Source organism: Curtobacterium sp. LFS084, assembly GCF_047977705.1.
In the GTDB taxonomy this organism is placed as follows: Bacteria; Actinomycetota; Actinomycetes; order Actinomycetales; family Microbacteriaceae; genus Curtobacterium.
The window spans coordinates 99,844-123,079 of the sequence record NZ_JBFPFM010000008.1 but is presented as its reverse complement, the minus strand read 5'-3'; the positions used below and the strand labels follow the sequence as shown (position 1 = coordinate 123,079).

The 23,236-nt window shown below is 73.2% G+C and carries 24 protein-coding genes and 1 pseudogene; 18 read left to right on the top strand and 7 right to left on the bottom strand.

The annotated features are described in order from the left end of the window. The 4 genes from ACNQOV_RS07335 to ACNQOV_RS07320 form a co-directional block, all read left to right on the top strand. The coding region (locus tag ACNQOV_RS07335) for a hypothetical protein (protein ID WP_416393979.1) at positions 1 to 760 on the top strand (760 nt) is incomplete at its 5' end. 47 nt (positions 761 to 807) lie between these two features. Continuing rightward, positions 808 to 3,969 carry a GH92 family glycosyl hydrolase gene (locus ACNQOV_RS07330; protein ID WP_416393978.1) on the top strand — a complete coding sequence of 1,054 codons (3,162 nt, stop codon included), beginning with the start codon at positions 808 to 810 and terminating at the stop codon, positions 3,967 to 3,969. A 34-nt stretch (positions 3,970 to 4,003) separates the two neighbouring features. Then, a complete protein-coding gene (locus ACNQOV_RS07325) occupies positions 4,004 to 4,225 on the top strand; it encodes a hypothetical protein (RefSeq protein ID WP_416393977.1) in 222 nt (73 codons plus the stop codon). 46 nt (positions 4,226 to 4,271) lie between these two features. Then, complete coding sequence (locus ACNQOV_RS07320; RefSeq protein ID WP_416393976.1) at positions 4,272 to 4,475, top strand: hypothetical protein; 204 nt, start codon at positions 4,272 to 4,274, stop codon at positions 4,473 to 4,475. Positions 4,476 to 4,601: 126 nt separating this feature from the next. On the opposite strand, the gene ACNQOV_RS07315 is transcribed toward ACNQOV_RS07320, so the two are convergent. From ACNQOV_RS07315 to ACNQOV_RS07305, 3 genes are all read right to left on the bottom strand, one after another. Continuing rightward, the gene (locus ACNQOV_RS07315) at positions 4,602 to 5,129 is read right to left on the bottom strand and encodes a GNAT family N-acetyltransferase (RefSeq protein ID WP_416393975.1); all 528 of its coding nucleotides are present in this window, start codon (positions 5,127 to 5,129) and stop codon (positions 4,602 to 4,604) included. 22 nt (positions 5,130 to 5,151) lie between these two features. Next, positions 5,152 to 6,090, bottom strand: coding sequence for an aldo/keto reductase (locus ACNQOV_RS07310; RefSeq protein ID WP_416393974.1), 939 nt, complete (start codon positions 6,088 to 6,090; stop codon positions 5,152 to 5,154). A 126-nt stretch (positions 6,091 to 6,216) separates the two neighbouring features. Then, complete coding sequence (locus ACNQOV_RS07305) at positions 6,217 to 6,828, bottom strand: CG0192-related protein (RefSeq protein ID WP_416393973.1); 612 nt, start codon at positions 6,826 to 6,828, stop codon at positions 6,217 to 6,219. Positions 6,829 to 6,902: 74 nt separating this feature from the next. On the opposite strand from ACNQOV_RS07305, the gene ACNQOV_RS07300 reads away from it, so the two are divergent. Next, a complete protein-coding gene (locus tag ACNQOV_RS07300) occupies positions 6,903 to 7,712 on the top strand; it encodes a putative RNA methyltransferase (protein WP_416393972.1) in 810 nt (269 codons plus the stop codon). Between the two features lie 8 nt (positions 7,713 to 7,720). Here ACNQOV_RS07300 and ACNQOV_RS07295 read toward each other — a convergent pair whose 3' ends face one another. Continuing rightward, entirely contained in the window at positions 7,721 to 8,224 is a 504-nt protein-coding gene (locus ACNQOV_RS07295) for a hypothetical protein (protein WP_416393971.1), read from the bottom strand. Positions 8,225 to 8,334: 110 nt separating this feature from the next. Then, positions 8,335 to 8,754, bottom strand: coding sequence for a VOC family protein (locus tag ACNQOV_RS07290; protein ID WP_022908486.1), 420 nt, complete (start codon positions 8,752 to 8,754; stop codon positions 8,335 to 8,337). Between the two features lie 61 nt (positions 8,755 to 8,815). On the opposite strand from ACNQOV_RS07290, the gene ACNQOV_RS07285 reads away from it, so the two are divergent. The 9 genes and pseudogenes from ACNQOV_RS07285 (at position 8,816) to ACNQOV_RS07245 (ending at position 18,341) form a co-directional block, all read left to right on the top strand. Then, positions 8,816 to 9,760: a helix-turn-helix transcriptional regulator gene (locus tag ACNQOV_RS07285; protein WP_416393970.1), complete on the top strand. Its 945-nt coding sequence runs from the start codon at positions 8,816 to 8,818 to the stop codon at positions 9,758 to 9,760. Between the two features lie 228 nt (positions 9,761 to 9,988). Next, positions 9,989 to 10,078 carry a K(+)-transporting ATPase subunit F gene (kdpF, locus tag ACNQOV_RS07280; RefSeq protein ID WP_042724093.1) on the top strand — a complete coding sequence of 30 codons (90 nt, stop codon included), beginning with the start codon at positions 9,989 to 9,991 and terminating at the stop codon, positions 10,076 to 10,078. After that, on the top strand, positions 10,078 to 11,766 hold the full coding sequence (gene kdpA, locus ACNQOV_RS07275; protein ID WP_416393969.1) for a potassium-transporting ATPase subunit KdpA: 1,689 nt from the start codon (positions 10,078 to 10,080) through the stop codon (positions 11,764 to 11,766). The genes kdpF and kdpA overlap by 1 nt, the downstream gene beginning before the upstream one ends. Positions 11,767 to 11,795: 29 nt before the next feature. Continuing rightward, on the top strand, positions 11,796 to 13,901 hold the full coding sequence (gene kdpB / locus ACNQOV_RS07270; RefSeq protein WP_416393968.1) for a potassium-transporting ATPase subunit KdpB: 2,106 nt from the start codon (positions 11,796 to 11,798) through the stop codon (positions 13,899 to 13,901). A gap of 2 nt (positions 13,902 to 13,903) precedes the next feature. Further along, positions 13,904 to 14,515, top strand: a complete 612-nt coding sequence (gene kdpC / locus ACNQOV_RS07265) for a potassium-transporting ATPase subunit KdpC (RefSeq protein WP_022905947.1) — start codon at positions 13,904 to 13,906, stop codon at positions 14,513 to 14,515. Between the two features lie 43 nt (positions 14,516 to 14,558). Next, positions 14,559 to 17,051 carry an ATP-binding protein gene (locus ACNQOV_RS07260; RefSeq protein ID WP_416393967.1) on the top strand — a complete coding sequence of 831 codons (2,493 nt, stop codon included), beginning with the start codon at positions 14,559 to 14,561 and terminating at the stop codon, positions 17,049 to 17,051. Positions 17,052 to 17,064: 13 nt separating this feature from the next. Next, complete coding sequence (locus ACNQOV_RS07255; RefSeq protein WP_022906439.1) at positions 17,065 to 17,757, top strand: response regulator; 693 nt, start codon at positions 17,065 to 17,067, stop codon at positions 17,755 to 17,757. 149 nt (positions 17,758 to 17,906) lie between these two features. After that, positions 17,907 to 18,017: pseudogene (locus ACNQOV_RS07250) on the top strand (helix-turn-helix transcriptional regulator); the annotation flags it as partial. A gap of 45 nt (positions 18,018 to 18,062) precedes the next feature. Continuing rightward, on the top strand, positions 18,063 to 18,341 hold the full coding sequence (locus tag ACNQOV_RS07245; RefSeq protein ID WP_416393966.1) for a hypothetical protein: 279 nt from the start codon (positions 18,063 to 18,065) through the stop codon (positions 18,339 to 18,341). A gap of 9 nt (positions 18,342 to 18,350) precedes the next feature. Here ACNQOV_RS07245 and ACNQOV_RS07240 read toward each other — a convergent pair whose 3' ends face one another. Beyond that, a complete protein-coding gene (locus ACNQOV_RS07240) occupies positions 18,351 to 19,223 on the bottom strand; it encodes a helix-turn-helix transcriptional regulator (RefSeq protein ID WP_416393965.1) in 873 nt (290 codons plus the stop codon). 110 nt (positions 19,224 to 19,333) lie between these two features. Between ACNQOV_RS07240 and hxlB the strand changes: the two genes are divergently transcribed. The 4 genes from hxlB (at position 19,334) to ACNQOV_RS07220 (ending at position 22,440) form a co-directional block, all read left to right on the top strand. Beyond that, positions 19,334 to 19,894, top strand: a complete 561-nt coding sequence (gene hxlB, locus ACNQOV_RS07235; protein ID WP_022906437.1) for a 6-phospho-3-hexuloisomerase — start codon at positions 19,334 to 19,336, stop codon at positions 19,892 to 19,894. A gap of 11 nt (positions 19,895 to 19,905) precedes the next feature. Further along, a complete protein-coding gene (gene hxlA, locus ACNQOV_RS07230) occupies positions 19,906 to 20,544 on the top strand; it encodes a 3-hexulose-6-phosphate synthase (RefSeq protein ID WP_416393963.1) in 639 nt (212 codons plus the stop codon). Between the two features lie 67 nt (positions 20,545 to 20,611). Continuing rightward, on the top strand, positions 20,612 to 21,703 hold the full coding sequence (locus ACNQOV_RS07225; protein WP_416393962.1) for a GNAT family N-acetyltransferase: 1,092 nt from the start codon (positions 20,612 to 20,614) through the stop codon (positions 21,701 to 21,703). After that, the gene (locus ACNQOV_RS07220) at positions 21,700 to 22,440 is read left to right on the top strand and encodes an alpha/beta hydrolase (RefSeq protein ID WP_416393961.1); all 741 of its coding nucleotides are present in this window, start codon (positions 21,700 to 21,702) and stop codon (positions 22,438 to 22,440) included. Before ACNQOV_RS07225 ends, ACNQOV_RS07220 begins: the two co-directional genes overlap by 4 nt. A 111-nt stretch (positions 22,441 to 22,551) precedes the next feature. Here the strand turns inward: ACNQOV_RS07220 and ACNQOV_RS07215 are convergent, their stop codons facing one another. Beyond that, entirely contained in the window at positions 22,552 to 23,214 is a 663-nt protein-coding gene (locus ACNQOV_RS07215) for a hypothetical protein (protein ID WP_402266554.1), read from the bottom strand. Positions 23,215 to 23,236: the final 22 nt, after the last annotated feature.

Here is a 23,236-nt window from a genome sequence, read left to right as displayed (position 1 = left end):
CGCCGGTGCTGCCGCAGCCGGAGCGGCCGGGGCAGCACGCGCCGACGAGGCGACGCAGGCCATGCCGGCGCCGGGCGCCTCCGGGAACGACGCGGCGACGCGCGCGATGCCGACCGCGTCCCCGGGTGCCGAGGACGCGACCCGCGTGATGGACACGCACCGCCCGAGCGCCGCCGACGACGTCGCGACCACCGTGCTCGGCGCGCAGGCGTCCCGCGGCGCCACCGGTGCGTCGGCCGCCGGTGGTCGGCCCGGCGGTCCGGCCGGCCCGGTCCCGACCCCCTCGGCAGCGGCAGGGGACGACCGACCCCGTCGTCGGCGCGGCGCGATCATCGCGGCCGTGGTGGTCGTCGTGCTCGTGCTCGCCGGCATCGTCGTGGCCGTGGTCGCCCTGGGCGGTGACGACGGGTCGACGCCGGCCCCGACCGAGTCGAGCTCGTCGTCGACGGACGACCAGCAGCCGTCCCAGCCGGCCGAACAGCCCTCCGAACCCGCGGACCAACCGTCGGAGCCCGCCGAGCAACCCTCCGAACCGGCCGAGCAGCCGTCCGAACCGGCCGAGCAGCCGTCCGAGCCCGCGCAGCCGAGCGACCCGGCCGACGAGCCGTCGGTGGGGCCGGAGCCCTCGGCCCCGGCGAGCAACCCCGTCCAGGCACCGCAGGACGGCGCGGACCCGGCCGTCGACACGAGCGGACCCGGGAACACCGGGAACACCGGACCGGGGAACTCCGGCAACGCTCCCGGTCACAACAAGGGCTGACACGCCGGGGGTTCTCCTCCAGACGCTGGAGCAAATACGCTGAGCCGGTGCGAGAACTGCAACGGAGCGGTGGCCCGACGACGGCCGTCGCCGCGCGGAACGGCGTCGGCTTCGACTCGGCCGAGGGCTTCCTGGTCGAACGTCCCTCCGGCGACCACGTCGCCGAGGCGGCCGTGCCCGGGTTCGCCGGGCGGGCGATCGAGCCGGGTGACGAGCTGTCGTGGGTGTGGTTCCCGGAGCGGGTCCTGCCCGACGGCCGCACGGAACCGACCGAGGCCGACCTGCCGCACTTCTGGGACGCCACGGCGTTCGTGGTGGACGTCGTCTGCACCGACGACAGCAGGCTGAGCGACACGGCCCACGACCAGTACGGCGACGCGCTCACACCCGCGGCGCAGGCGGCCGCGCGCAAGCAGTGGGTCGACCAGTGGAACCGTCGCGCGGTCGACCTCACGCCGCTCGCGGGCCGGGTCGTGGACCGCCTGGAGGCGCGGCTCGGCTCCGACCCGCACCCCACGACCGCAGACCGGTCACGCCCGGCGCTCCGTGGCTGGCTCGACGCCGTCCGCATCGGTCCCGCGCGCCCGACCCCGAGCACCCCGCTCGACCACGTCCGCACGACCCGCGGCACGCAGGCGTCCGCCCGGTTCTCCCGCGGCAACAACGCCCCGCTGGTCGGCCTCCCGCACGGCGGGGTCTTCGGGCTGCCGATGACCGACGCCTCGAGCAACCGCTGGCCGTACGCCTACCAGGAGCACGACCGCACCGACGCGACCGGTCGGGTGCGCCCGGCGATCCAGGGGTTCGCGACGAGCCACATCCCGTCGCCGTGGATGGGGGACCGCGGCGTCTTCCAGGTCATGCCGTCGCCGCTCGACGCGCCGGACACGGACCGGGCCGCCCGCGCGCTCGGGTTCGACCACGACCACGAGCAGGACGGCCCGCACCGCTACCGGGTCGACCTCGACCAGGGCGTCACGGCCGAGATGACCGCGGGGGAGTTCGCCCTCGGCTTCCGGTTCACCGGCGCCCGGAGCATCGTGCTCGACCACCACGGCCGGGTCTCGGACGTCTCGGTGACGGTCACGGACGGCACCGCCGTGGTCGAGGCCCTGCTCGACGACCGCCCCGGCACCCCGCCGCACTTCGTGCACGTCCGGATCCCCGGCGCGGCCTCCGACCACACGACGTCCGGCGAGCAGCAGCTCCGCGGGTGGATCGGTCTCGGCGACGCCACCGGGACCGACGTGCTGCTCGGCATCTCGACGGTCTCGTTCGAGGACGCCCGCGCGAACCTCGACGCCGCCGGCCCGTTCGACACCATGCGGGCCCGCGCGGAGCGGCTCTGGACGGACGAGCTCGGCACCCTGTCGTTCGAGGGCGCGACCCCCGACCAGCTCACGAGCCTGTACTCCGGCCTGTACCGGCTGTTCCTCTACCCGAACCGTGCCGGCGAGACCGCTCGGGACGGGGTTCCCCGGCACCGTTCCCCGTACGGTTCCGTGCAGGAGTCCCCGATCCGCGACGAACCCGGTCCCGAGGTGGTCGAGGGCCCGTTCACCACCACGAACGGCTTCTGGGACACCTACCGGACCGCCTGGCCGCTGCTCGCCCTGCTCACCCCGGACACCGCCGGCGAACTCGCGCAGGGCTTCGTCGAGCACCACCACGACGGCGGGTGGACGCCCCGGTGGAGTGCCCCCGGTGCCGAGGACTGCATGACCGGCACGACGAGCGACACCGTCTTCGCGGACCTCGCCGTGAAGGGCATCGCCGGCTTCGACCTCGCGCATGCCTACCGCAGCGCACTGCGCAACGCGACCGTCCCGCCACGGGACGAGCGCGTCGGACGCAAGGGGAGCCTCCCGGGCGCCTTCCGCGGCCACGTCGACACGGCGACCCACGAGGGGATGAGCTGGACCCTCGACGCGGCCATCAACGACTGGGGGCTCGCGGTGATGGCGGGCCTGCTCGCCTCGCGCGCTCGGACCCCCGCGGACCTCGCACGGTACGAGGCCGAGTCGGAGTGGTTCGCCCGTCGCTCGCTGCAGTACCGGAACGTCTTCGACTCCGAGCGCGGCTTCTTCATCGGCCGCGACCCCGACGGCTCCTGGCGGGTCGGCACCGAGTTCGACCCGCGCGACTGGGGCGACGACTACACCGAGACGAACGCGTGGGGGACCGCCTTCACGGCTCCGCACGACGGGGTCGGTGTCGTCGACCTGCACGGCGGACCCACCCGGTTCGATGCCGCCCTCGACACCTTCTTCGCGACGCCGGAGACCGGGGCGACGGTGCGGTCCGGCTCGTACGGCTTCCCCATCCACGAGATGACCGAGGCCCGCGACGTGCGGATGGGCATGCTCGGGCTGTCGAACCAGCCGGCGCACCACATCCCGTTCTTCCCGATGTTCACCGGGCGGCACGACGAGGCGCACCGCATCGTCCGCGAGGCGCTCGAGCGCCTGTTCGTCGGCTCGGACCTCGGTCAGGGCTACCCCGGCGACGAGGACAACGGCGAGATGAGCGCCTGGTACGTCTTCGCGACGATCGGCCTCTACCCGCTGGCGCCGTCCACGGGCACCTACGTCCTCGTGCCGCCGTCGGTCCGCAGGACGGTGCTGCAGCAACCGGGAGGCGCGCCCACCGTCATCGAGGTCGCCGACGGCTCCGAGGGCGCGTACGTCGCGTCGGTGACGGTCGACGGCACGCCGTGGACGTCGGTGAGCATCCCGCACCGCGTGGTGGTGTCAGCGTCCCGGATCGAGTTCATGCTGTCGGACGAGCCGCAGGGCTGGGCATCGGACACCCGCCCGGTCTCGGCGTCCGAGGTGCACGGCTACCGGCACACCCCCGTCGACCTGCTGCCGGTCGGCCTGTCGTCCGCCGACCTCCCGTCGCCCGCCTCCTCGCTCGTCGACGACACCGGACGGACGGTCACGGCGCTCGCCGCGGGGACCTCGGTGTCGTTCGACGTCCCCGCCGTCCCGACCTCGCTCTACACGGTCACCGCGGCGGAACCCGGGTGCTACTCGTGGGACGCCGCGCTCGGGGACACCCGCGTCGCCGTGCAGGACGCGGTGTTCGACTGGGCCGGGCAGACCCGGGTGTTCCGGTTGCAGGGCTCCGGGACGGCCTTCACGTTCACGGCCGTCTCCGACCTGCCGCTCACCCAGCTCGAGCTGATCGCGGCGGACGGACAGCGTTGACCCGCCGTTCACCGGGCGAGGGCATGCTCGGCCCATGTCGATGAGCACACCCTTCGATCCCGAACAGGACGGCCGCTCGATCCCCGTGGACGGCTCCGACGAGGACGAACTGCAGATCGAGGAGGACCGCGGCGCCGACGTCGGCGAGGACTCCGACCCGAGCGCCTCGCCGGTCCGTCACGACGACGAGGCCGGCGGCGGTCCGGTGTTCCGGCGACCGCAGGCGGGCGACCGCCTGCACCCGGACGACCTCTGACGCGCTTCCAGGGCGATTGCCAAGCGGCTCGGGCATGCTCGTGCGCATGTCGATCGCGAACTCGTGGGACCCGTCCGGTGGCCGTGCAATCCCGGAGGACCAGGTGAAGCAGGACGGGCTGGAGCTCGACGAGGACACCGCTGCCGAGCTCGGCATCACGTTCGACGTCGTCGGCGGGGCGTCGGCCGACCCCGCTCGGGTGTCGCCCGTCGACGTGGCGGTGCCGAGCGCCCCGGCCCGCGCCGACTGACGCGGCGCGGCGCCACCGCCCGGCCCCCGCGCGGTGTACCTGGTCGAATCGGGCGTACCTGGTCAGAAGTTCCGACCCGGTACGCGCGGGAGGCCCATGCATCGCGGGCGTCCTGGGAAGGAAACGTCAGCGCAGCGGGACGTCGGGCACCCGGTACTTGAACCCGACGTGCGATCCGGTGAACCCCAGCCGCTCGTAGAACCGGTGGGCGTCCGTCCGCTCAGCGTCCGACGTCAGCTGCACGAGCGGCGTCGCGAGCTCCCGCGCCGCGACGTCCACCACCCACCGCATCACCGCGCCGCCGATCCCGCCCGAGCGCACGGCACTGCTCACCCGGACGGCCTCGACGAGCAGCCGGGCGGACCCTCGCCGGGCCATCCCGGGGATCCGCGTGAGCTGGAGCGTCCCGACGACGACGTCCTGTGCATCCGTCACGACGAGGAGCGCGTTCGACGGGTCCTCGACGATCCCCCGGAGTGCGGCGGCGTACAGCGGGGCGTCCTCCGGCGCGGCGACGTCTCCGCGGGCGGCACTGACCGGGTCGTCCGACAGCAGCGCGACCAGGGCGTCGAGGTCGTCGGGCGTCGCGTCCCGGACGGTGACCGGGCCGGAGCGCGTGTCGAGCGTGACGGGCAGGGTGAGGTCGTGGAGCACGGTCCCACCCTGCCCGATCGGCTCAGGGGACGGTGTGCCCCGCGGCGGTGAACACGCGGTACCACTCCTCGCGCGAGAGCTCGACGTCGGAACCGGCGGCCGAGTCCCGGACGCGCTGCGGGTTCGTCGTGCCGAGGACGACCTGGAAGTGCGCCGGGTGGCGGGTGATCCACGCCACGGCGATGCCGGTCGGGGTGACGCCGTGCGCGACGGCGAGCTCCTCGAGGACGTCGTTCAGCTCGGCGTAGTGCTCGCGATCGCCGAGGAAGACGCCGTCGAAGAAGCCCTTCTGGAACGGCGACCAGGCCTGCAGCGTGACACCGTTCATCCGCGAGTGGTTGAGGATGTCGTTGTCACGGTCGATCGACTGGTCGAGGCCGCCCATGTTCGCCGTGACGCCCTGCGCGATGACGTTGGCGTGCGTGATGCTCAGCTGCACCTGGTTGAAGGCGAGCGGCTGCCGGACGTGCTGCTTCAGCAGGTCGACCTGGCCGGGGGTGTGGTTCGAGACGCCGAAGTGGTGGACCTTGCCGGCGGCGTGCAGCTCGTCGAAGGCCTTCGCGACCTCCTCCGGCTCGACGAGGGCGTCCGGGCGGTGCAGCAGCAGGACGTCGATGAAGTCGGTGCGCAGGGCCTCGAGCGACTCGTGCACGGACTCGATGATGTGCTCGTACGAGAAGTCGAAGTACGCGCCGTTCGGCGTCGGGCGGATGCCGACCTTCGTCTGCAGCACGATCTCGGCGCGCTCGGCGGGGGAGAGCGTGACGGCCGAGCCGAACCGCTCCTCGCAGCCGTGCCAGCCGCCGTACACCGCGGCGTGGTCGAACATCGTCACGCCGGCGTCGCGCGAGGCGGCGTACAGCGCGCGGATGTCCTCGTCGCTCATGTCGTTGATCCGCATCAGGCCGACGACGACGTCGGATGCGGTGAGGTCCGTCTGTGGCAACTCCAGTGTCTTCACGCCCTCGATCCTCCCACCGGCGCCGCCGGGCAGGCAGGCCCTGTCCGTACCGGCATCGGTGCGGCCGACGGACGGGAGGCGCGGCTCGGCCCCGCCGTGGACGTCGCGGCCGTCAGGTGGTCCGGTTCAGGGGACCAGGACCGCGAGCACGCCGGTGCCGTCGGCCCAGCCGCCGGTGAGCGTGCGGCCAGCGGGCAGTTCCGCCCCGACGGCACGGGCGACGACGAGCGTCCCGTGACCGGTCGCGACGGAGGTCAGGGCGCCGGACGTCTGCGCGTCCACGGTCGTCACGGTGGGGGAGTCGGCATCGGACCCGCTGCCCGATGCCGTCCCCTCGGCGTCCCACGCCCCGGATCCGTCGGCGCGCTCGAGGGTGGCCTCGTGCCCGCCCGTGGCGATCGCCCGGCGCAGCACGTCGGCGTACACCGGGTCGCCCACGGCGTCGTAGACCCAGCGTCGTCCGAGCACGGAGTGGTCCATCTCGGTCACGAGGAAGGCCTCGGCGCCGCCCCGCGGCGCCCCGCGGTAGGTCAGCGGCGCCTGGAGCACCCGGCCGTCCGTGGTGCGCACGAGCACCGTCTCGACGCCGACCTCGCCCGCGGGGTCGTCGAACCGGAACTTCCCGGCGATCGCGAGGTCGTCACCGGCGGACACCCCGCTCCAGGGCTGGTCCGGCAGCCAGACGGCGAGCGCCTCGAGCTTCGACGGACGGAGGGTTGCGTGGTGGATGACGGCCATGCCCCGACCGTACCGACGATCAGTGCACCGAGAACCCGCCGTCCGATCGGGCTACCGACGCCTACGCTGGTCGGGTGCGCGACGACCTGCTCCCCGTGCTCGCCTGCCCCGTCTGCGCCGAGCCCCTCGGCCGCGTCGACGGCGGCCAGGTGGGCTGCGCGACCGGTCACCGGTTCGACGAGGCCAAGCAGGGACACCTCACGCTCCTGCCCGCGAAGCGCCGTGCGCTGACGGCGGACACCCCGGAGATGGTCGACGCCCGACTCCGCTTCCTCGGCCGGGGGCACTACGCGCCCATCGAACAGGCCGTCGCCCGGGCGGTTGCCTCCGTGGACGTGCCCGGAGTCGTCCTCGACGTCGGGTCCGGGCCGGGCACCTACCTCGCACACGCGCTCGACGCCGTGTCGCGGCTCGGGGTCGCCCTCGACCTGTCCGCGGTCGCGATCCGGCGGGCCGCTCGCATCCAGGAGCGCGCGGGAGCCGTCGTGGGGGACGTGACCGAGCGCCTCCCGGTCGTCGACGGCGCCGCCGCGGTCGTGCTGGACGTCTTCGCGCCCCGCAACCAGTCGGAGTACGCCCGCGTCCTGCACCCCGGGGGCCTCCTCGTGGTGGTGACCCCGCGCACGGGACACCTGGCGGAGCTGGCCGAGGCGACCATCACGGTGGACCCCGAGAAGGAACGGCGGCTGCACGACTCCCTGACGCCCGCCTTCGTGCAGCGGTCCGCCGAGGACCTCACGTGGGTGATGGAGCTGTCCGCCGAGGACGTGCACGACGTGGTGCACATGGGGCCGAGTCACCACCACGTCACCGCCGACGCGGAGTTCCTGCCCACCGCGGTGACGGCCGCGGTCACGGTCAGCACGTGGAGCTCCGCGCGCTGACCGCTCGGTCACTGCGATCGTCGGCGGGCGGTGTGCGACCGTCCGCGCGCTCGGTCGACCGCGATGCCGATCCGGGCGAGCAGCAGCACGGCGCCGACACCGCCCGCGCCGATCGGGGTCACGAACAGGCCGAGGTCCATCCCCGGCATCCGCCACCAGTCGATCGACCACGCGGCGACGACGGCGAACCCGAGCAGCAGCGCGGCTCGCCACCACCAGCGCCCCGGCAGCCGTCGGACGCCGAGCGCGGCCAGCACCAGGAGTACCCAGCACCCCTCCGGAGCGAAGGACCGTGGGTCGTTCGTCCCGCACGAGGACACGGCGCACTCCCACTCGACCTGGTCGGCGACGCCGGCGTACCAGCGGAACAGCAGGACGGCTGCGACCACGGCGACGAGCGCGACCGGCGGTCCGACCCAGCGCCACACGCGGCCGAACCGGGTCCGGCGCCGGCGGGCGCCCACCCACCCGTCCCCGAGCTCGTAGCCGGGCATCGGTCGGTACTCGGGCATGCCGGCACGCTACCGGCGGTCGGATTTCGTGGGGAAGTGGCTCGGAAACCGCGCAGCCGGCAGTCGACGTGCGTGTGGCCCGGGGACCGTCCCCGGGCCACACCTGCGGGCTACTCGGTCGGTGCCGCGACGTCGAGCGCCCAGATCACACCGAAGCGGTCACGGAGCTGGCCGGCCAGGGGTGCCCAGGCCGACGGACCGAGCGGCTGCCGGATCTCGGCCCCCTCGGACAGGGCGGCCCAGTACCGCTCGACCTCGGCCGCGTCGTCCCCGTGCACGTACACGTAGAAGGCGTTGGTGCCCTGGTCGTACGGCTGTCCCGGCCAGACGTCGAACGCCATGACGCGCAGACCGGCGTCGGTGGCCACCTGGCCCCACACGATGCGGTCGGCCCATGCCGGCTCGTCCGAGGCGCCCATCGCGCCGTAGGTCATGGACGCGACCTGGCCGCCGAAGACCGCGGCGTAGAAGTCGAGGGCCTCGCGGGCCTGTCCGTCGAAGTTGAGGTGGGTTGTCGTCTCGATGCTCATGGGACCAGCATCGACGGCATTGCGGTCAGATCGTGTCCGCTTCTCGATCGATACTGGAACCATGTCCGGACCGTCCTCGCGCATGCTCGCTCTGCTCTCGCTGCTGCAGGTGCACCGTGACTGGCCCGGCGACGAGTTGGCAGAGCGGCTCGAGGTCAGCCCGCGCACGCTCCGTCGCGACGTCGACCGGCTCCGCGGCCTCGGGTACCGCGTGGAGTCCCTGCGCGGCCCGGCCGGCGGGTACCGGCTCGGCGCGGGCGCGGACCTGCCGCCGCTGCTCTTCGACGACGACCAGGCGGTCGCCATCGCCATCGCGCTCGCCGTGGCCCCGGCGTCCGGAGCGGACATCGCCGAGTCGGCGGCCAGGGCCCTCGCGACCGTGCGACAGGTGATGCCGGCACCGCTGCGCGCACGGGTGGACGCCGTGGACGCTGTCACCTCGGCGGGTCGCGACGCGGTCGACCCCGAGGTCCTCGTCGCGGTGAGCGAGGCCGTCCACCTCGGCGAGGTCTTGCGCTTCGGCTACGGTCCCGACGAGACGCCGCGCCGGGTCGAGCCGCACGCCGTGGTCGCCCGGAACGGTCGCTGGTACCTCCTCGACTGGGACCTCGACCGCGAGGACTGGCGCACCCACCGCATCGACCGCATCACCCCGCGGATGCGGACGCGCCTGCCGTTCGTGCCCCGACCGGTCCCGGGCGGTGACCCGGCGGCGTTCGTGGCCGCACGGTTCAAGGGGTCGGGCCGTGACGACGTCTGGCCCTGCACTGGTACCGCGGTGCTCGAGGTGGCGGCGGAGACGATCGCGCCGTACCTGCCCGACGACGCCGTGCTCGAACCGCTCGGCCCCGACCGGTGCCGTCTGACGCGGGGGTCGTGGTCGTGGGAGGGTCTCGCGGCGGCCTTCGCCGCCGCGACCGTGGACTTCACGGTCGAGGGTCCCGACGAGCTCCGCTCGGCGACCGCGGTGCTCGCCGAGCGGCTGTGCGGGGCCTCCGCGCGTTAGTGACGCGCATGCGTGTGTCAGGAGCGCGTTAGGGAACCGTCAGGACGGGTCCGGAGGCGCGGTGCCGGATCCACCATCGGTTCGGCACCACACGTGGTGCCGGTCCGCACCGTCCGGTGCCGGGCCCGTGCAACCTACGGAGTCCCAAGTGTTCGACGTGTTCGTCGTCGCCGGTGTCCTCGCCGTGTTCGGCGTGGTCGCCCTCATCGCCAAGGGGGTCGAGCGGCTGTGATCGGCATCACCATCGCCGCCGCCGTCCTCGGCGTCGCCGCTGTCGTCTACCTGGTCTGGGCGCTCGTCCGGCCGGAGAAGTTCTGATGGGCTCCGCGGCCGACACCTGGGCCGGTATCGCCCAGGTCGCCACCCTCGTCCTGCTCCTCGTCGTCTGCTACCGCCCGGTCGGTGACTGGATGGCCCGCGTCTACGAGGGCAGGAAGCACGCCCGGATCGAGCGCGGCGTCTACCGGGTCATCGGCGTCGACCCCGACGCCGAGCAGTCCTGGGCCGTCTACCTCCGCGGTGTCCTGCTGTTCAGCGTCGTCGGGCTCCTCGTCGTCTACCTGCTGCAGCGCATCCAGGTCGTCCTGCCGGGTGACCTCGGGCTGCCGAACGTCGGGCCGTCGCTCGCGTTCAACACGGCGGCGTCCTTCGTCACGAACACGAACTGGCAGTCGTACTCGCCCGAGGCCACCATGGGCTTCACCGTGCAGATGGCCGGGCTCGCGGTGCAGAACTTCCTGTCCGCGGCCGTCGGGCTCGCCGTCGCCGTCGCGCTGGTCCGTGGGTTCGCCCGTCGCCGGACCGGGACGATCGGCAACGTCTGGGTCGACATCGTCCGCGGCACCGGCCGGCTGCTCCTGCCGGGTGCGTTCGTCTTCGCGATCGTCCTCGTCGCCGGTGGCGTCATCCAGTCCTGGGGCACCGGCGTCGACGTCACGACGCTCACCGGCGGCGCCCAGCACATCCCGGACGGCTTCGTCGCCTCGCAGGAGGCGATCAAGGAGCTCGGGACGAACGGTGGCGGCTACTTCAACGCGAACTCGGCCCACCCGTTCGAGAACCCGCAGGCGTGGACGAGCCTCGTCGAGGTCTTCCTCATGCTCGTCATCCCGTTCTCGCTGCCGCGCACCTTCGGCCGGATCCTCGGCGACGACCGCCAGGGCTACGCGATCCTCGCCGTCATGGGCGCCATCTTCCTCGTGTCGCTCTCGGTCATGTCGGCGTTCGAACTCGCCGGAGCCGGCACCGCCACGCACGCCGCCGGTGCGGCCATGGAGGGCAAGGAGGTCCGCTTCGGGATCCTCGGCACCACCCTGTTCGGCACGACCTCGACGGCCACCTCGACCGGCGCCGTGAACGGCATGTTCGACAGCTTCACGCCGATCGGCGGGATGATGGCGATGCTGAACATGATGCTCGGCGAGATCAGCCCCGGCGGTGTCGGCTCCGGGCTGTACGGCATGCTCGTGCTCGCCGTCATCACGGTGTTCATCGGCGGGCTCCTCGTCGGCCGCACCCCGGAGTACCTCGGCAAGAAGATCCGTGCCCGCGAGATGACCTTCGCCGCGCTGTACATCCTCGTCACCCCGACGCTCGTCCTCCTCGCGACCGGGCTGTCCCTCGTGATCCCGGGCGTCAAGGAGCAGGTCACCGGCACGAGCATCTTCAACCCGGGCAACCACGGCCTGTCCGAGCTGCTCTACGCCTACACGTCCGGCGCGAACAACAACGGCTCGGCGTTCGGCGGCATCACCGCGAACACGACGTGGATGAACTCGTCGCTCGGCGTCGTGATGCTCCTCGGCCGGTTCGTGCCGATGGTGTTCGTCCTGGCGCTCGCCGGGTCCCTCGCCCAGCAGGACAAGGTGCCCGCGACCGCCGGCACGCTGCCGACCCACCGGCCGCTGTTCATCGGCCTCCTCGGGGGCGTGGCCGTGATCGTCACCGCCCTCACCTACTTCCCGGTGCTCGCACTGGGACCCCTCGCAGAAGCGCTCGCACGATGAACGCACCGTCGACGTCCAAGGACACCCCCATGACCACCGCGACCTCCGCGCCCGAGGCGACCAGCGCCTCCAGGCCGACCACCTCGTCCGCGTTCGGACCCCGCCAGCTGGCGGCGGGCCTCCCGGGCGCCCTCCGCAAGCTCGACCCGCGTCTCATGTGGCGCAACCCCGTCATGTTCATCGTCGAGGTCGGCGCCGCACTGACGACCGTCTCGCTGTTCGTCGAGCCGTCGGCCTTCACCATCGCGATCGCCGTGTGGCTGTGGCTGACGGTCGTCTTCGCGAACCTCGCCGAGTCCGTGGCCGAAGGCCGCGGCAAGGCGCAGGCCGACACCCTCCGCAAGACCCGTTCGACCACGAGCGCGCGCCGGGTCCTCCGCTACGACCAGGCCGACCCGGCCGCCACCGACAACGAGACCGAGGAGGTCGCGTCGGTCGACCTCGCCAAGGGCGACGTCGTGGTGGTGGTCGCCGGTGAGGTGATCCCGGGTGACGGCGACGTCATCGACGGCATCGCGTCCGTCGACGAGTCCGCGGTGACGGGCGAGTCCGCGCCGGTGATCCGCGAGTCCGGCGGCGACCGCAGCGCCGTCACCGGTGGCACCCGGGTGCTCTCCGACCGGATCGTCGTGCGGATCACGTCGACTCCCGGCGAGACCTTCATCGACCGGATGATCCGCCTCGTCGAGGGCGCCGCCCGCCAGAAGACGCCGAACGAGATCGCGCTGAACATCCTGCTCGCCTCGCTGTCGATCGTGTTCGTGATCGTCTGCCTCACGATGCAGCCGATCGCCGGACTCGTCGGCGCGACCGTGAGCATCCCGGTGCTCATCGCCCTGCTCGTGTGCCTCATCCCGACCACCATCGGCGCACTGCTGTCCGCGATCGGCATCGCCGGCATGGACCGCCTCGTGCAGCACAACGTGCTCGCGATGTCCGGTCGCGCGGTCGAGGCCGCCGGCGACATCACGACCCTGCTGCTCGACAAGACCGGCACGATCACGTACGGCAACCGTCGCGCGTCCCGCGTCGTCCCGGTGCCCGGTGTCAGCGAGCCCGAGCTGATGGAGGCCGCAGCGCTCTCCAGCGCCGCGGACAGCACCCCCGAGGGTCGCTCGATCGTCGACCTGGCCGCCGAGGCCGGGATCGGCGCCGGGCTCCCGCTCGGCGCCGTCGAGGTGCCGTTCACCGCGCAGACCCGCATGTCCGGTCTCGACCTGACCGACGGCACCGAGGTGCGCAAGGGCGCAGCGGCCGCGGTGCTCGCCTGGGCCGCCGCGTCCTCGTCGGCACCCGAGGCGCACATCGTGTCCGCGATCGACGCGACGGTCGCCGAGGTCTCCGACCAGGGCGGCACCCCGCTCGTCGTCGCCCGTCGCTCGGCGGACGGGGCGGTCACCCTGCTCGGCGTCGTCCACCTCAAGGACGTCGTGAAGGACGGCATGTCCGCCCGGTTCGCGCAGCTCCGCGAGATGGGCATCCGCACGGTGATGATCACCGGCGACAACCCCCGCACCGCGAAGGCCATCGCGGCCGAGGCCGGCGTCGACGACTTCCTCGCCGAGGCCACCCCGGAGGACAAGCTCGCCCTGATCCGCAAGGAGCAGGAGGGCGGCAACCTCGTCGCGATGACGGGCGACGGCACGAACGACGCCCCGGCACTCGCGCAGGCGGACGTCGGCGTGGCGATGAACACCGGGACGACCGCGGCGAAGGAGGCCGGCAACATGGTCGACCTCGACTCCGACCCGACCAAGCTCATCGACGTCGTCCGGATCGGCAAGCAGCTGCTCATCACCCGCGGCGCGCTCACCACGTTCTCCATCGCCAACGACGTCGCGAAGTACTTCGCGATCATCCCCGCGATGTTCCAGGTGACGTTCCCGGGGCTGGCCGCGCTGAACGTGATGGGGCTGCACAGCCCCGCGTCGGCGATCCTGTCCGCGGTCGTCTTCAACGCGCTCGTCATCGTGGCGCTCATCCCGCTGTCCCTGCGTGGCGTCAAGTACCGCGCAGCGTCGGCGTCGTCGATCCTCGGCCGCAACCTGCTCCTCTACGGGCTCGGCGGCGTGATCGTCCCCTTCATCGGCATCAAGTTGATCGACCTCGTCGTCGGTCTCATCCCGGGGTTCTGACAATGGCTTCCTCCTCTCGCTCGTTCTTCCGCTCGACCGGCGTCGCGATCCGGCTCACCCTGCTCTCGACCGTCGTCCTCGGCGTCGCCTACCCGCTCGCGGTGTGGGGCGTCGGCCAGACGGCGTTCCACGACCAGGCGAACGGCTCGATGGTCACCTCGTCCGACGGGAAGGTCGTCGGTTCGTCCCTGATCGGCCAGGCGTCCTCGGGCTCCGCCACGGACGCCGCCCGGTGGTTCCAGTCCCGCCCGAGCGCCGCTGGTGAGAAGGGCTACGACGCGAACGCGTCCAGCGGCTCGAACCTCGGCCCGAACAACCCCGACCTGCTCACGGCGATCGAGGAGCGCAAGGCCGCGATCGCGAAGGCCGACGGGGTCCCCGAGTCGTCGATCCCGGCGGACGCCGTCACCGCGTCCGGGTCGGGCCTTGACCCGGACATCAGCCCCGAGTACGCGCTCCTGCAGGTGTCCCGCGTGGCGTCGGCCCGCGGCATGTCGGAGGCGGCCGTGCGGACGCTCGTGCACGAGCACACCGAGGCCCGGCAGCTCGGGTTCCTCGGCGAACCGGTGGTGAACGTCCTCGAGCTGAACCTGGCGCTGGCGAAGGCGTCCTGACACCACACACCCACCGGGACCACGGACGCGAGAGGATGAACACGTGAAGCGCGGGAAGCTGCGGGTCCTGCTCGGTGCGGCGCCCGGTGTCGGGAAGACGTTCACGATGCTCGAAGAGGGGCACCGGCTGCACGCCGAGGGCCGGGACGTGGTCGTCGCCGTCGTCGAGACGCACGGCCGCGCCGCCACCGCGACCCTCGTCGACGGGCTCGAGGTCGTCCCTCGTCGCATCGTGGAGCACCGCGGCGTCCAGCTCGACGACCTCGACCTCGACGCGGTGCTGGCCCGGCGGCCGGACATCGCCCTCGTCGACGAACTCGCCCACACGAACGCCCCCGGCAGCGCGAACGAGAAGCGCTGGCAGGACGTCGAGGCCATGCGGGACGCCGGCATCGACGTGATCTCGACCGTGAACGTGCAGCACATGCAGTCCCTCGGCGACGTCGTGCGCGAGATCACGGGCACCGTGCAACGCGAGACCGTCCCGGACGCCGTGGTGCGCGCGGCCGACCAGATCGAGGTGGTCGACCTCGCCCCTGCGGCGCTCCGCGAACGACTGTCGGACGGTCTGGTCTACCCGGCCGCCCGGATCGACGCCGCCCTGTCGAACTACTTCCGGCTCGGCAACCTGACCGCGCTGCGCGAGATCGCCCTGCTCTGGCTCGCCGACGAGGTCGACGACGCGCTCAAGGCCTACCGCGCCGAGCACGGCATCGACCACCGGTGGGAGACCCGCGAGCGCGTGCTCGTCGCGCTGACCGGCGGTCCGGAGGGCGAGACCCTGCTGCGCCGCGGTGCCCGGATCGCCGCACGGAGCGCCGGCGGCGAGCTCGCGGCCGTGCACGTGACGACGAACGACGGCCTGCGCGAGCGGCACCCGGGGGCGCTCGGCAAGCAGCGCGCGTTGCTCGAGCAGCTCGGCGGGACCTACCACCAGGTGGTCGGCGACGACGTGCCCACGACCCTGGTGCGGTTCGCGAAGTCGATCGACGCCACGCAGATCGTCATCGGCGTGAGCCGCCGCAGCCGGGTCGCGGCGGCGATCACCGGACCGGGCATCGGCAACACCGTGATCCGCGAGTCCGGCGACATCGACGTCCACGTCGTCACCCACGAGCGTGCCGGGGGCGGCTTCGCCCTGCCGCGGCTCGGCGGCAGCCTGTCCCGCGGCCGGATCGTCGCCGCGTTCGTGCTGTCCCTCGTGGCCGGTCCGCTCCTGACCTGGTTGCTCTCGCTCGGCAAGGACCCGGACGCGATCACCGTCGACGTGCTCGCCTACCAGCTGCTCGTGCTCGTGGTCGCGCTCGTCGGCGGCATGTGGCCGGCCGTGTTCGCCGCCGTGCTGTCCGGGCTGAGCCTCGACTTCTTCTTCGTGCAACCCCTCTACATGGTCACCGTCCAGCAGCCGTGGCACCTGGTGGCCCTCGTCATGTACGTCGTCAGTGCGGTGCTCGTGAGCTTCGTGGTCGACCGCTCGGCGCGGCGGTCCCGAGCCGCCCGGCGTGCGGCAGCCGAGTCGGGCCTGCTGATGGGGATCGCCGGCAGCGTGCTCCGCGGCGACGACGCCCTGCAGGCGCTGCTCGACCGGACCCGCGAGGCCTTCGGCTTCGCCGGCGTCCGGATCCGGCAGGGCGACGAGGTCCCGGCGACCTCGGGGGCGTTCGGCGAGACGCCGGACGCCGCCACGACCCTGGCGTCCGGCGCCGTCCTCGAGTTCGCGGGCGCCCCGGACGACCCGACCCAGCGGCGACTGCTGCGGGTCGTCGAGCAGCAGCTCGATGCCGCGGTCGAGCACCGCGACCTCACCCGGGCCGCGGTCGACGCCGAGCGCATCGCCGCGGTGGACCGGGTCCGCAGCGCGATCCTCGCCGCCGTCGGACACGACGTGCGACGGCCGATCGCGGCCGCCTCGGCGGCCGTGCAGACGCTCCGTGCGTCGGACATCGAGTTGTCGACGGACGACCGGGAGGCGCTGCTCGCCACCGCCGACGAGAGCCTCCGTCAGCTGGCGGTGCTGTTGGCCGACCTGCTGGACGTCAGCCGCGTGCAGGCCGGGGTGCTCGCCGTGGCCCCGGTGCCGCTCGCCCTCGAGACGGTGGTCGCCCCGGCACTCGACGAACTCGAGCTCGGTCCGGACGACGTCGACCTCGACCTCCCCGCCGACCTCCCGCCGGTCCTCGCCGACGCCGTGCTCCTGCAGCGCGTGGTGGTCAACCTCCTCGCGAACGCCGTGCGCTACGCACCCGAGGACACCCGGGTTCGCATCGCCGCGAGCGCGTTCGGCGGCGGGGTCGAACTGCGCGTCGCCGACCACGGCCCGGGGATCCCGTCGGACCGCGTCGACGAGGTGTTCCAGCCGTTCCAGCGCCTCGGCGACACCGACAACGACACCGGCCTCGGGCTCGGCCTGGCGCTCGCCCGCGGCTTCACCGAGGGCATGGGCGGCACGATCGAGGTCGACGACACCCCCGGCGGCGGGCTCACCGTCGTGGTGCGGTTGCCGATCGCCGGACACCTGGGAGTGGAGATCCGATGAAGGGCCGTGCGCGATGAAGGTCTTGATCGCCGACGACGACGCGCAGCTCGTCCGCGCGCTCGCCGTGACGCTCGCCGCACGCGGGTACGACGTCGTCACCGCCCGCGACGGCCGGGTCGCGATCGACGCGGTCATCACCGAGCGGCCGGACCTGGTGCTGCTCGACCTCGGCATGCCCCGGCTCGACGGCATCGGCGTGCTCGAGGGCATCCGGGCCTGGTCACAGGTGCCGGTGCTCGTGCTCTCGGGCCGGACCGACTCGTCCGACAAGGTCGACGCGCTCGACGCCGGTGCCGACGACTACGTGACGAAGCCCTTCCAGATGGACGAGCTGCTCGCCCGGCTCCGGGCGCTCGGCCGCCGGCAGGTCGCGGCGGCGACGGCCGCGGGGGCGACCCCGTCGGTGTCGATCGGCGACCTCGTGGTGGACCTCGTCGCGAAGCAGGTCACCCCGCCGTCCGGCCCCGCGATCCGGCTGACCCCGACCGAGTGGCGGCTGCTCGAGGTCCTCGTGACGAACCCCGATCGGCTGATGACCCGCGAGATGCTGCTCACCGAGGTGTGGGGTCCGTCGCACGGCAGCGACTCGGGCTACCTGCGCCTGTACATGGCGCAGCTGCGACGCAAGCTCGAACCCGACCCGGCGCACCCGCGGTACCTGGTGACCGAGTCGGGCATGGGCTACCGGTTCAGCCCGCGCGCGTGACGGGTCGCGTCGTGCACGTGACGGGTCGCTGTCGTGGACGTTACGGGTCCCTGTCGTGGTGGTCGGTGCCGCCCGGTTCATAGGCTCGGAGCATGAACGAGATGCGGATCGCTGCACTGCGGCGTGAACGGGGCTGAACGCAGGAACGACTCGCCGAGGCGAGCGGGGTCGCCGTCCGGACCGTCCAACGGCTCGAGGGCGGCAAGGACGCCAGCCTCGAGACGCTGAGTGCCCTCGCCCGTGCGCTGGGGGTCCCCGTCCGGGACCTGTTCGCCGGTGCGGAGACGTCCGGCCTGGACCCGGCGGTGCGTGGCCTTGACGAGCGGACGGCGGCCGACCAGGCTGCCCGTGACCGGGCGGTCGCGGGGTTCTGGTCGCTGTACTCCGCGATCGGTGTGGGGTTCGGTATCGCGACCACGCTGCTCGTCGTGCTCCGGGTCTGGTCCCCGCTCGTCTTCATCGCCGTCGGCGGGTACTGGGCCGTCGGGCGCCTGGGCGTGAGCTTCCTGCTCGACTCGGTCGTCGGGCCCCGACTCGACCGCCGGTACCCGCTCGCGAGGAGCACGACCGCGCCGGCACGCTGACGGCGTTCCTCAGGCCCGGGAACTGACCGCGGCGAGCTCCGCCCGGGTCCGGGCCCCGAGCTTCCGGAGCAGGTTCGCCACGTGGTACTTCACGGTGTTCGTGCTGATCCCGAGCCCGTCGGCGATCTCCCGGTTGCCGACCCCGGTGGCGACGAGTCGCAGCACGTCCTGTTCGCGGGGCGTCAGGTCGGACGCGTCCGAGGGCACCGGTGCGCCCGGCGGCGGATCGAGGGGGATCCGGATGTCGAGCACCGACCCCCAGCCTGCCGTGGACGCGACCCGCAGCTCCCCGTCGAGAGCCACCACCCGCTCGGCGATCGGCCGGACGCTGTCGTCGTGCGCGTCGAGTGTGCCGGCGCCGTCGTCGCGGAGCTGCATCAGGAGGTTCCGCCCGTCGCAGTCCCACTGGATCCGGACGCGTCGTGCGGCACCCTCGTCCACGAGGGCGAGCACCGCCGTCCGCACGATCGCCCGGGCGCTGTGGGCGACGTCGCCGGGGAGCGCCCGCCCGGTCGCCGGCGGCTCGACGAACTGCAGGTCGAGGTCCCCGAACCGGACGAGCGGCCGGAGGTCCGCGCGGAGCCGGGAGAACGCCCCGGTGACCGGTTCGAGCAGCGCGCCGCGCTGCCGGTCGGTCACCGTCCGGAGGTCCACGAGGGCCGCCGACGCGATCTCGACCGCCTCGGCGCGGGCGGCAGCGTCGCCGACGCGCGGCGACCGGAGCACCGCGAGCACCGACTCCAGGGTGAGGGCGTGGCGGTCCGCCTGCTCCGCGACGGTCCGCGCGTGGTCGGCGGCGGCGAGACGTCCCGCGGAGTCGCGCCGCGCCTCCTGGACGGTCGACGGAGCCGCCGTCCCGTCATCGCGCACGTTGTCGGTCACGGGACCAACCGTACGACTCCCACCCGAGCGGGTGGGGCCACCCGATCGGGCGGGGGCCCCGCCGTGTCGGGTAGCGGCGGCCGACCGGCGTCCCGACCACGATCGATGTCATGCCCGCCGCCACCGTCACCGACGCCCTCGCCCTGATCGTCCGCGAGTCCGCCGACCTCGCCGAAACGCTGCGGGGCGACACCGACGCCGCCCTCGACCTGCTCAGCGGCGCCGAGCGCGTGTTCGTCCACGGGGCCGGCCGCTCCGGTCTCGCCCTCCGGATGACGGCCATGCGGCTCATGCACCTCGGCCTCGACGTCCACGTCGTCGGCGAGGTGACGACCCCGGCCGTCCGGGCGGGCGACGTCCTGCTCGTCGCGAGCGGATCGGGGACCACGACCGGCATCGTCCAGGCCGCGCGCACCGCGGTCGACGTCGGTGCCGCGGTCCTCGCGATCTCGACGACCGACGACGCACCGCTCGGCGCGCTCGCCGCCGTCACCCTCGTCGTCCCCGCCGCGACGAAGACCGACCGGTCCGGCAGCGCCTCCGAGCAGTACGCGGGCAGCCGCTTCGAACAGGCCGTCGTCCTCGTCGGCGACGCGCTCTTCCACGCCCTCTGGACCCGGAGCGGACGCTCCGCCGACGACCTGTGGCCCAGCCACGCCAACCTCGAGTGAAAGGCACACCCATGCAGATCCAGTTCGCCATCGACACCCTCACCACCGAGGCCGCGCTCGACCTCGCCGCGAAGGCCGCCCCGAGCGTCGACGTCCTCGAGCTCGGCACCCCGCTCATCAAGGCCGAGGGACTCTCGGTCATCACCGCGATGAAGGAGGCGCACCCGGACAAGACCGTGTTCGCCGACCTCAAGACGATGGACGCCGGCGAGCTCGAGGCGGACATCGCCTTCGGCGCGGGTGCCGATCTCGTCACCGTGCTCGGTGTCGCCGGGGACTCCACCATCCGTGGGGCCGTCGCCGCCGCCGAGAAGCACGGCAAGGGCATCGTCGTCGACCTCATCGGGGTGGACGACAAGGCCGCCCGTGCCCGTGAGGTCGTGGCCCTCGGCGCGCAGTTCGTCGAGGTGCACGCCGGACTCGACGAGCAGGCCGAGGAGGGCTTCACCTTCTCCACCCTGCTCGAGGCCGGCGAGGCCTCCGGCGTCCCCTTCTCGATCGCCGGCGGCGTGAACGCCTCCTCGATCGCCGCGGTGCAGGCATCCGGCGCGATCATCGCCGTCGCCGGCAGCGCCATCTACAGCGCGGACGACGTCGCAGCCGCTGCGGCGGAGCTGCGTGCGGCCGTCACCGAGGACGCCTCGGTCTGACCCGGTCCAGGAGGCGCGGGTCGGCCCGACCGGGTCGGCGCGCGCCTGCGGGCGGTAGCGTCGAGGCGTGACGACGATCGCGCTGCGCCGGGTGACGGCGGACGACTGGGAGACCTGGCGTCCGGTCCGGCTCGCGGCGCTCGCCGACGCCCCGACGGCCTTCGGGTCGACACTCGCCGACTGGGCGGATGCCCGCGAGGACCGCTGGCGGACCCGGCTCTCGATCCCGGGTGCGCTCGACCTGCTCGCCCACACCGAGGACGGGGCCGCCGTGGGCATGGCCAGCGGCGTCCCGGGCGATGATCCCGGCACCGCCGAGCTCATCTCGATGTGGGTCGACCCCGCCGCACGCGGCCGGGGCGTCGCGGCAGCGCTCATCCGTGCGGTCGCGACCTGGGCGGCCCGCGCCGGTGCCCACACGCTCGAACTGTCCGTGATGCCGGACAACGCCGGGGCCCGGCGCGCGTACGAGCACTGCGGGTTCCGCGCCGTCGACGAGCTCGGCGACGCGCTGCCGGACGGTCGGCACGAGGTGGTGATGCGGCGCGACCTCGCGGCGGAACGCACCCTCGACGCGTACGAGCGTGCCGCCGACCGGTACGCCGAGCGGACGGACGACCACCGCGCCGGCCTCGTGGACGACCTGCTCGCGCTCGTCCCCGTCGGTGCCCATGTCCTCGAACTCGGATCCGGACCGGGACGCGACGCCCTCGCCCTCGAGGCTGCCGGGCTCGTCGTCGACCGCACCGACGGCGCGCGCTCCTTCGTGGACGCGCTGCGGTCCGCGGGGCACGAGGCGCGCCTCGTCGACGTGCGCTCGGACGCGTTCGGCGGTCCGTACGACGCCGTCTTCGCGAACGCCGTGCTCCTGCACGTCGGCCGGTCGGCACTCGAGGGCGTCCTCGCCCGGCTCCGCGACGCCGTCCACCCCGGCGGTGCGCTCGCCGCGACCCTGAAGCGCGGCGACGGCGAGGCCTGGAGCACCCGGAAGCTCGACCGTGCCCGCCACTTCACGTACTGGACGCCGGGACCCCTCGCCGAGGTCGTCGGGCGTTCCGGGTGGGCCGACGTCGACATCCGGGAGACCACGCGCCCCGGTGCCGACGAGCGATGGCTCACCGTCACCGCACGACGCCCGCAGGGAGCAGGAAGCGCATGAACCGAGTCCTCCGCTGGTCCGCCTGGGTCGTCACCGTGATCGTGCTGATCGCGGTGGTGTTCCTCGTCTGGGCGAACATCGTCATGCAGGGCACCCGGAGCGCGGCCCTGCAGGTCTGGCGGGACGACCGGGTGGCGGTCCGGGACGCGGGCGACTCCGTGGTGATGACCCCGACCGGCAGTGCGAACGGCGCCGGCATCGTCTTCATCCCCGGCGCGAAGGTCGATCCGTACGCCTACATGGCGACGTTCCGGCAGGTCGTGGCCGCCGGGACGACCGTCGTGATCACGAAGCCGACGCTGCACCTCGCCTTCTTCGACACCCGCGGGCTGTCGACGTTCGAGGCCCACGCCCCGGACGTGCGGTCCTGGGCGGTCGGCGGGCACTCGCTCGGCGGGGTGCGCGCGTGCCAGCTCGCCCCGGACGCCGACGGGCTGCTCCTGCTCGGGAGCTACTGCGCGAACGACATCAGCCGGTCGTACATCAGCGTGCTCAGCGTCTCCGGGTCGCGCGACGGGCTGTCGACGCCCGAGAAGGTCGACGCCGCGCGGCACCTGCTGCCGTCGAACGCCACGTTGGTCGAGGTGCAGGGCGCGAACCACGCCGACTTCGGCGCCTACGGTGCGCAGCCCGGCGACGACACGGCCACGATCTCGCGGACCGACGCCCGGCAGCAGATCGCCGCGGCGATCGAGGAGTGGGTCCGGACCCTGCCGTCCGGGTCGGCACTGCGCTGAGCGCCGTCCACGGTCGACGGCACGGACGCGTGCCGTTCCACCCGCCGGACGAGGCGGTCCGACCCCGACGGTCGTCACGTCGTGACGGCCGTCGGGGTCGGCGCCGGGGACTCACGCCACGGCGAGCCAGAACTCCACGTACTGGCCGTCGCCCTGCTGCGTGACGGTCGTGAGGAACTGACCACTGGCCGGGAGCGCGGACGGGCTCGCCGCCGACCAGTGACCGTCGGCACGGACGACCGCAGCGACCTCGACCGACAGGCCGGGGATCGCGACGACGACGCGGGCACCCGGGGTCCCCGTCCCGGCGAACGTGGGCTTCGCGCCGCGCGCGAACCGGGTCGGACCGTCCGATCGCAGGGTGGTCGGGGCGGTGTGGGCGGGGGCGGCGCCGCGTCGCAGGTCGAACTGGACGAGTTGCCCGTCCTGCTGCTGGTACGCGAGGTTCCCGAAGTAGTCCCCCGAGGAGAAGACCTCGGGGCTCGTCGCCGACCACCTGCCGTCGGCCGCGACCGTGGTGGAGAAGGTCACCGGCTTCCCGGGGAGCATGACGAGGACCTCGGCTCCCGGGGTGCCGGTGCCGGTGATCACGGGCCGGGTGTCGGGGACGTAGCGTTCCGGCGAGGTGACGGCGAACGCGTGTGTGGCGCGCTCGGACGACACGGCCGCGGAGGCGTGGGGTTCCGCGGCCTGCGCGGTGATCGCGGGGCCGGTGACGGTGACGGCGGCAGCGGCGACGAGGGCCGCCACGGTGAGGACGGGGATGCGGAGCACGGGGTTCCTTCCGGGGTCGGGG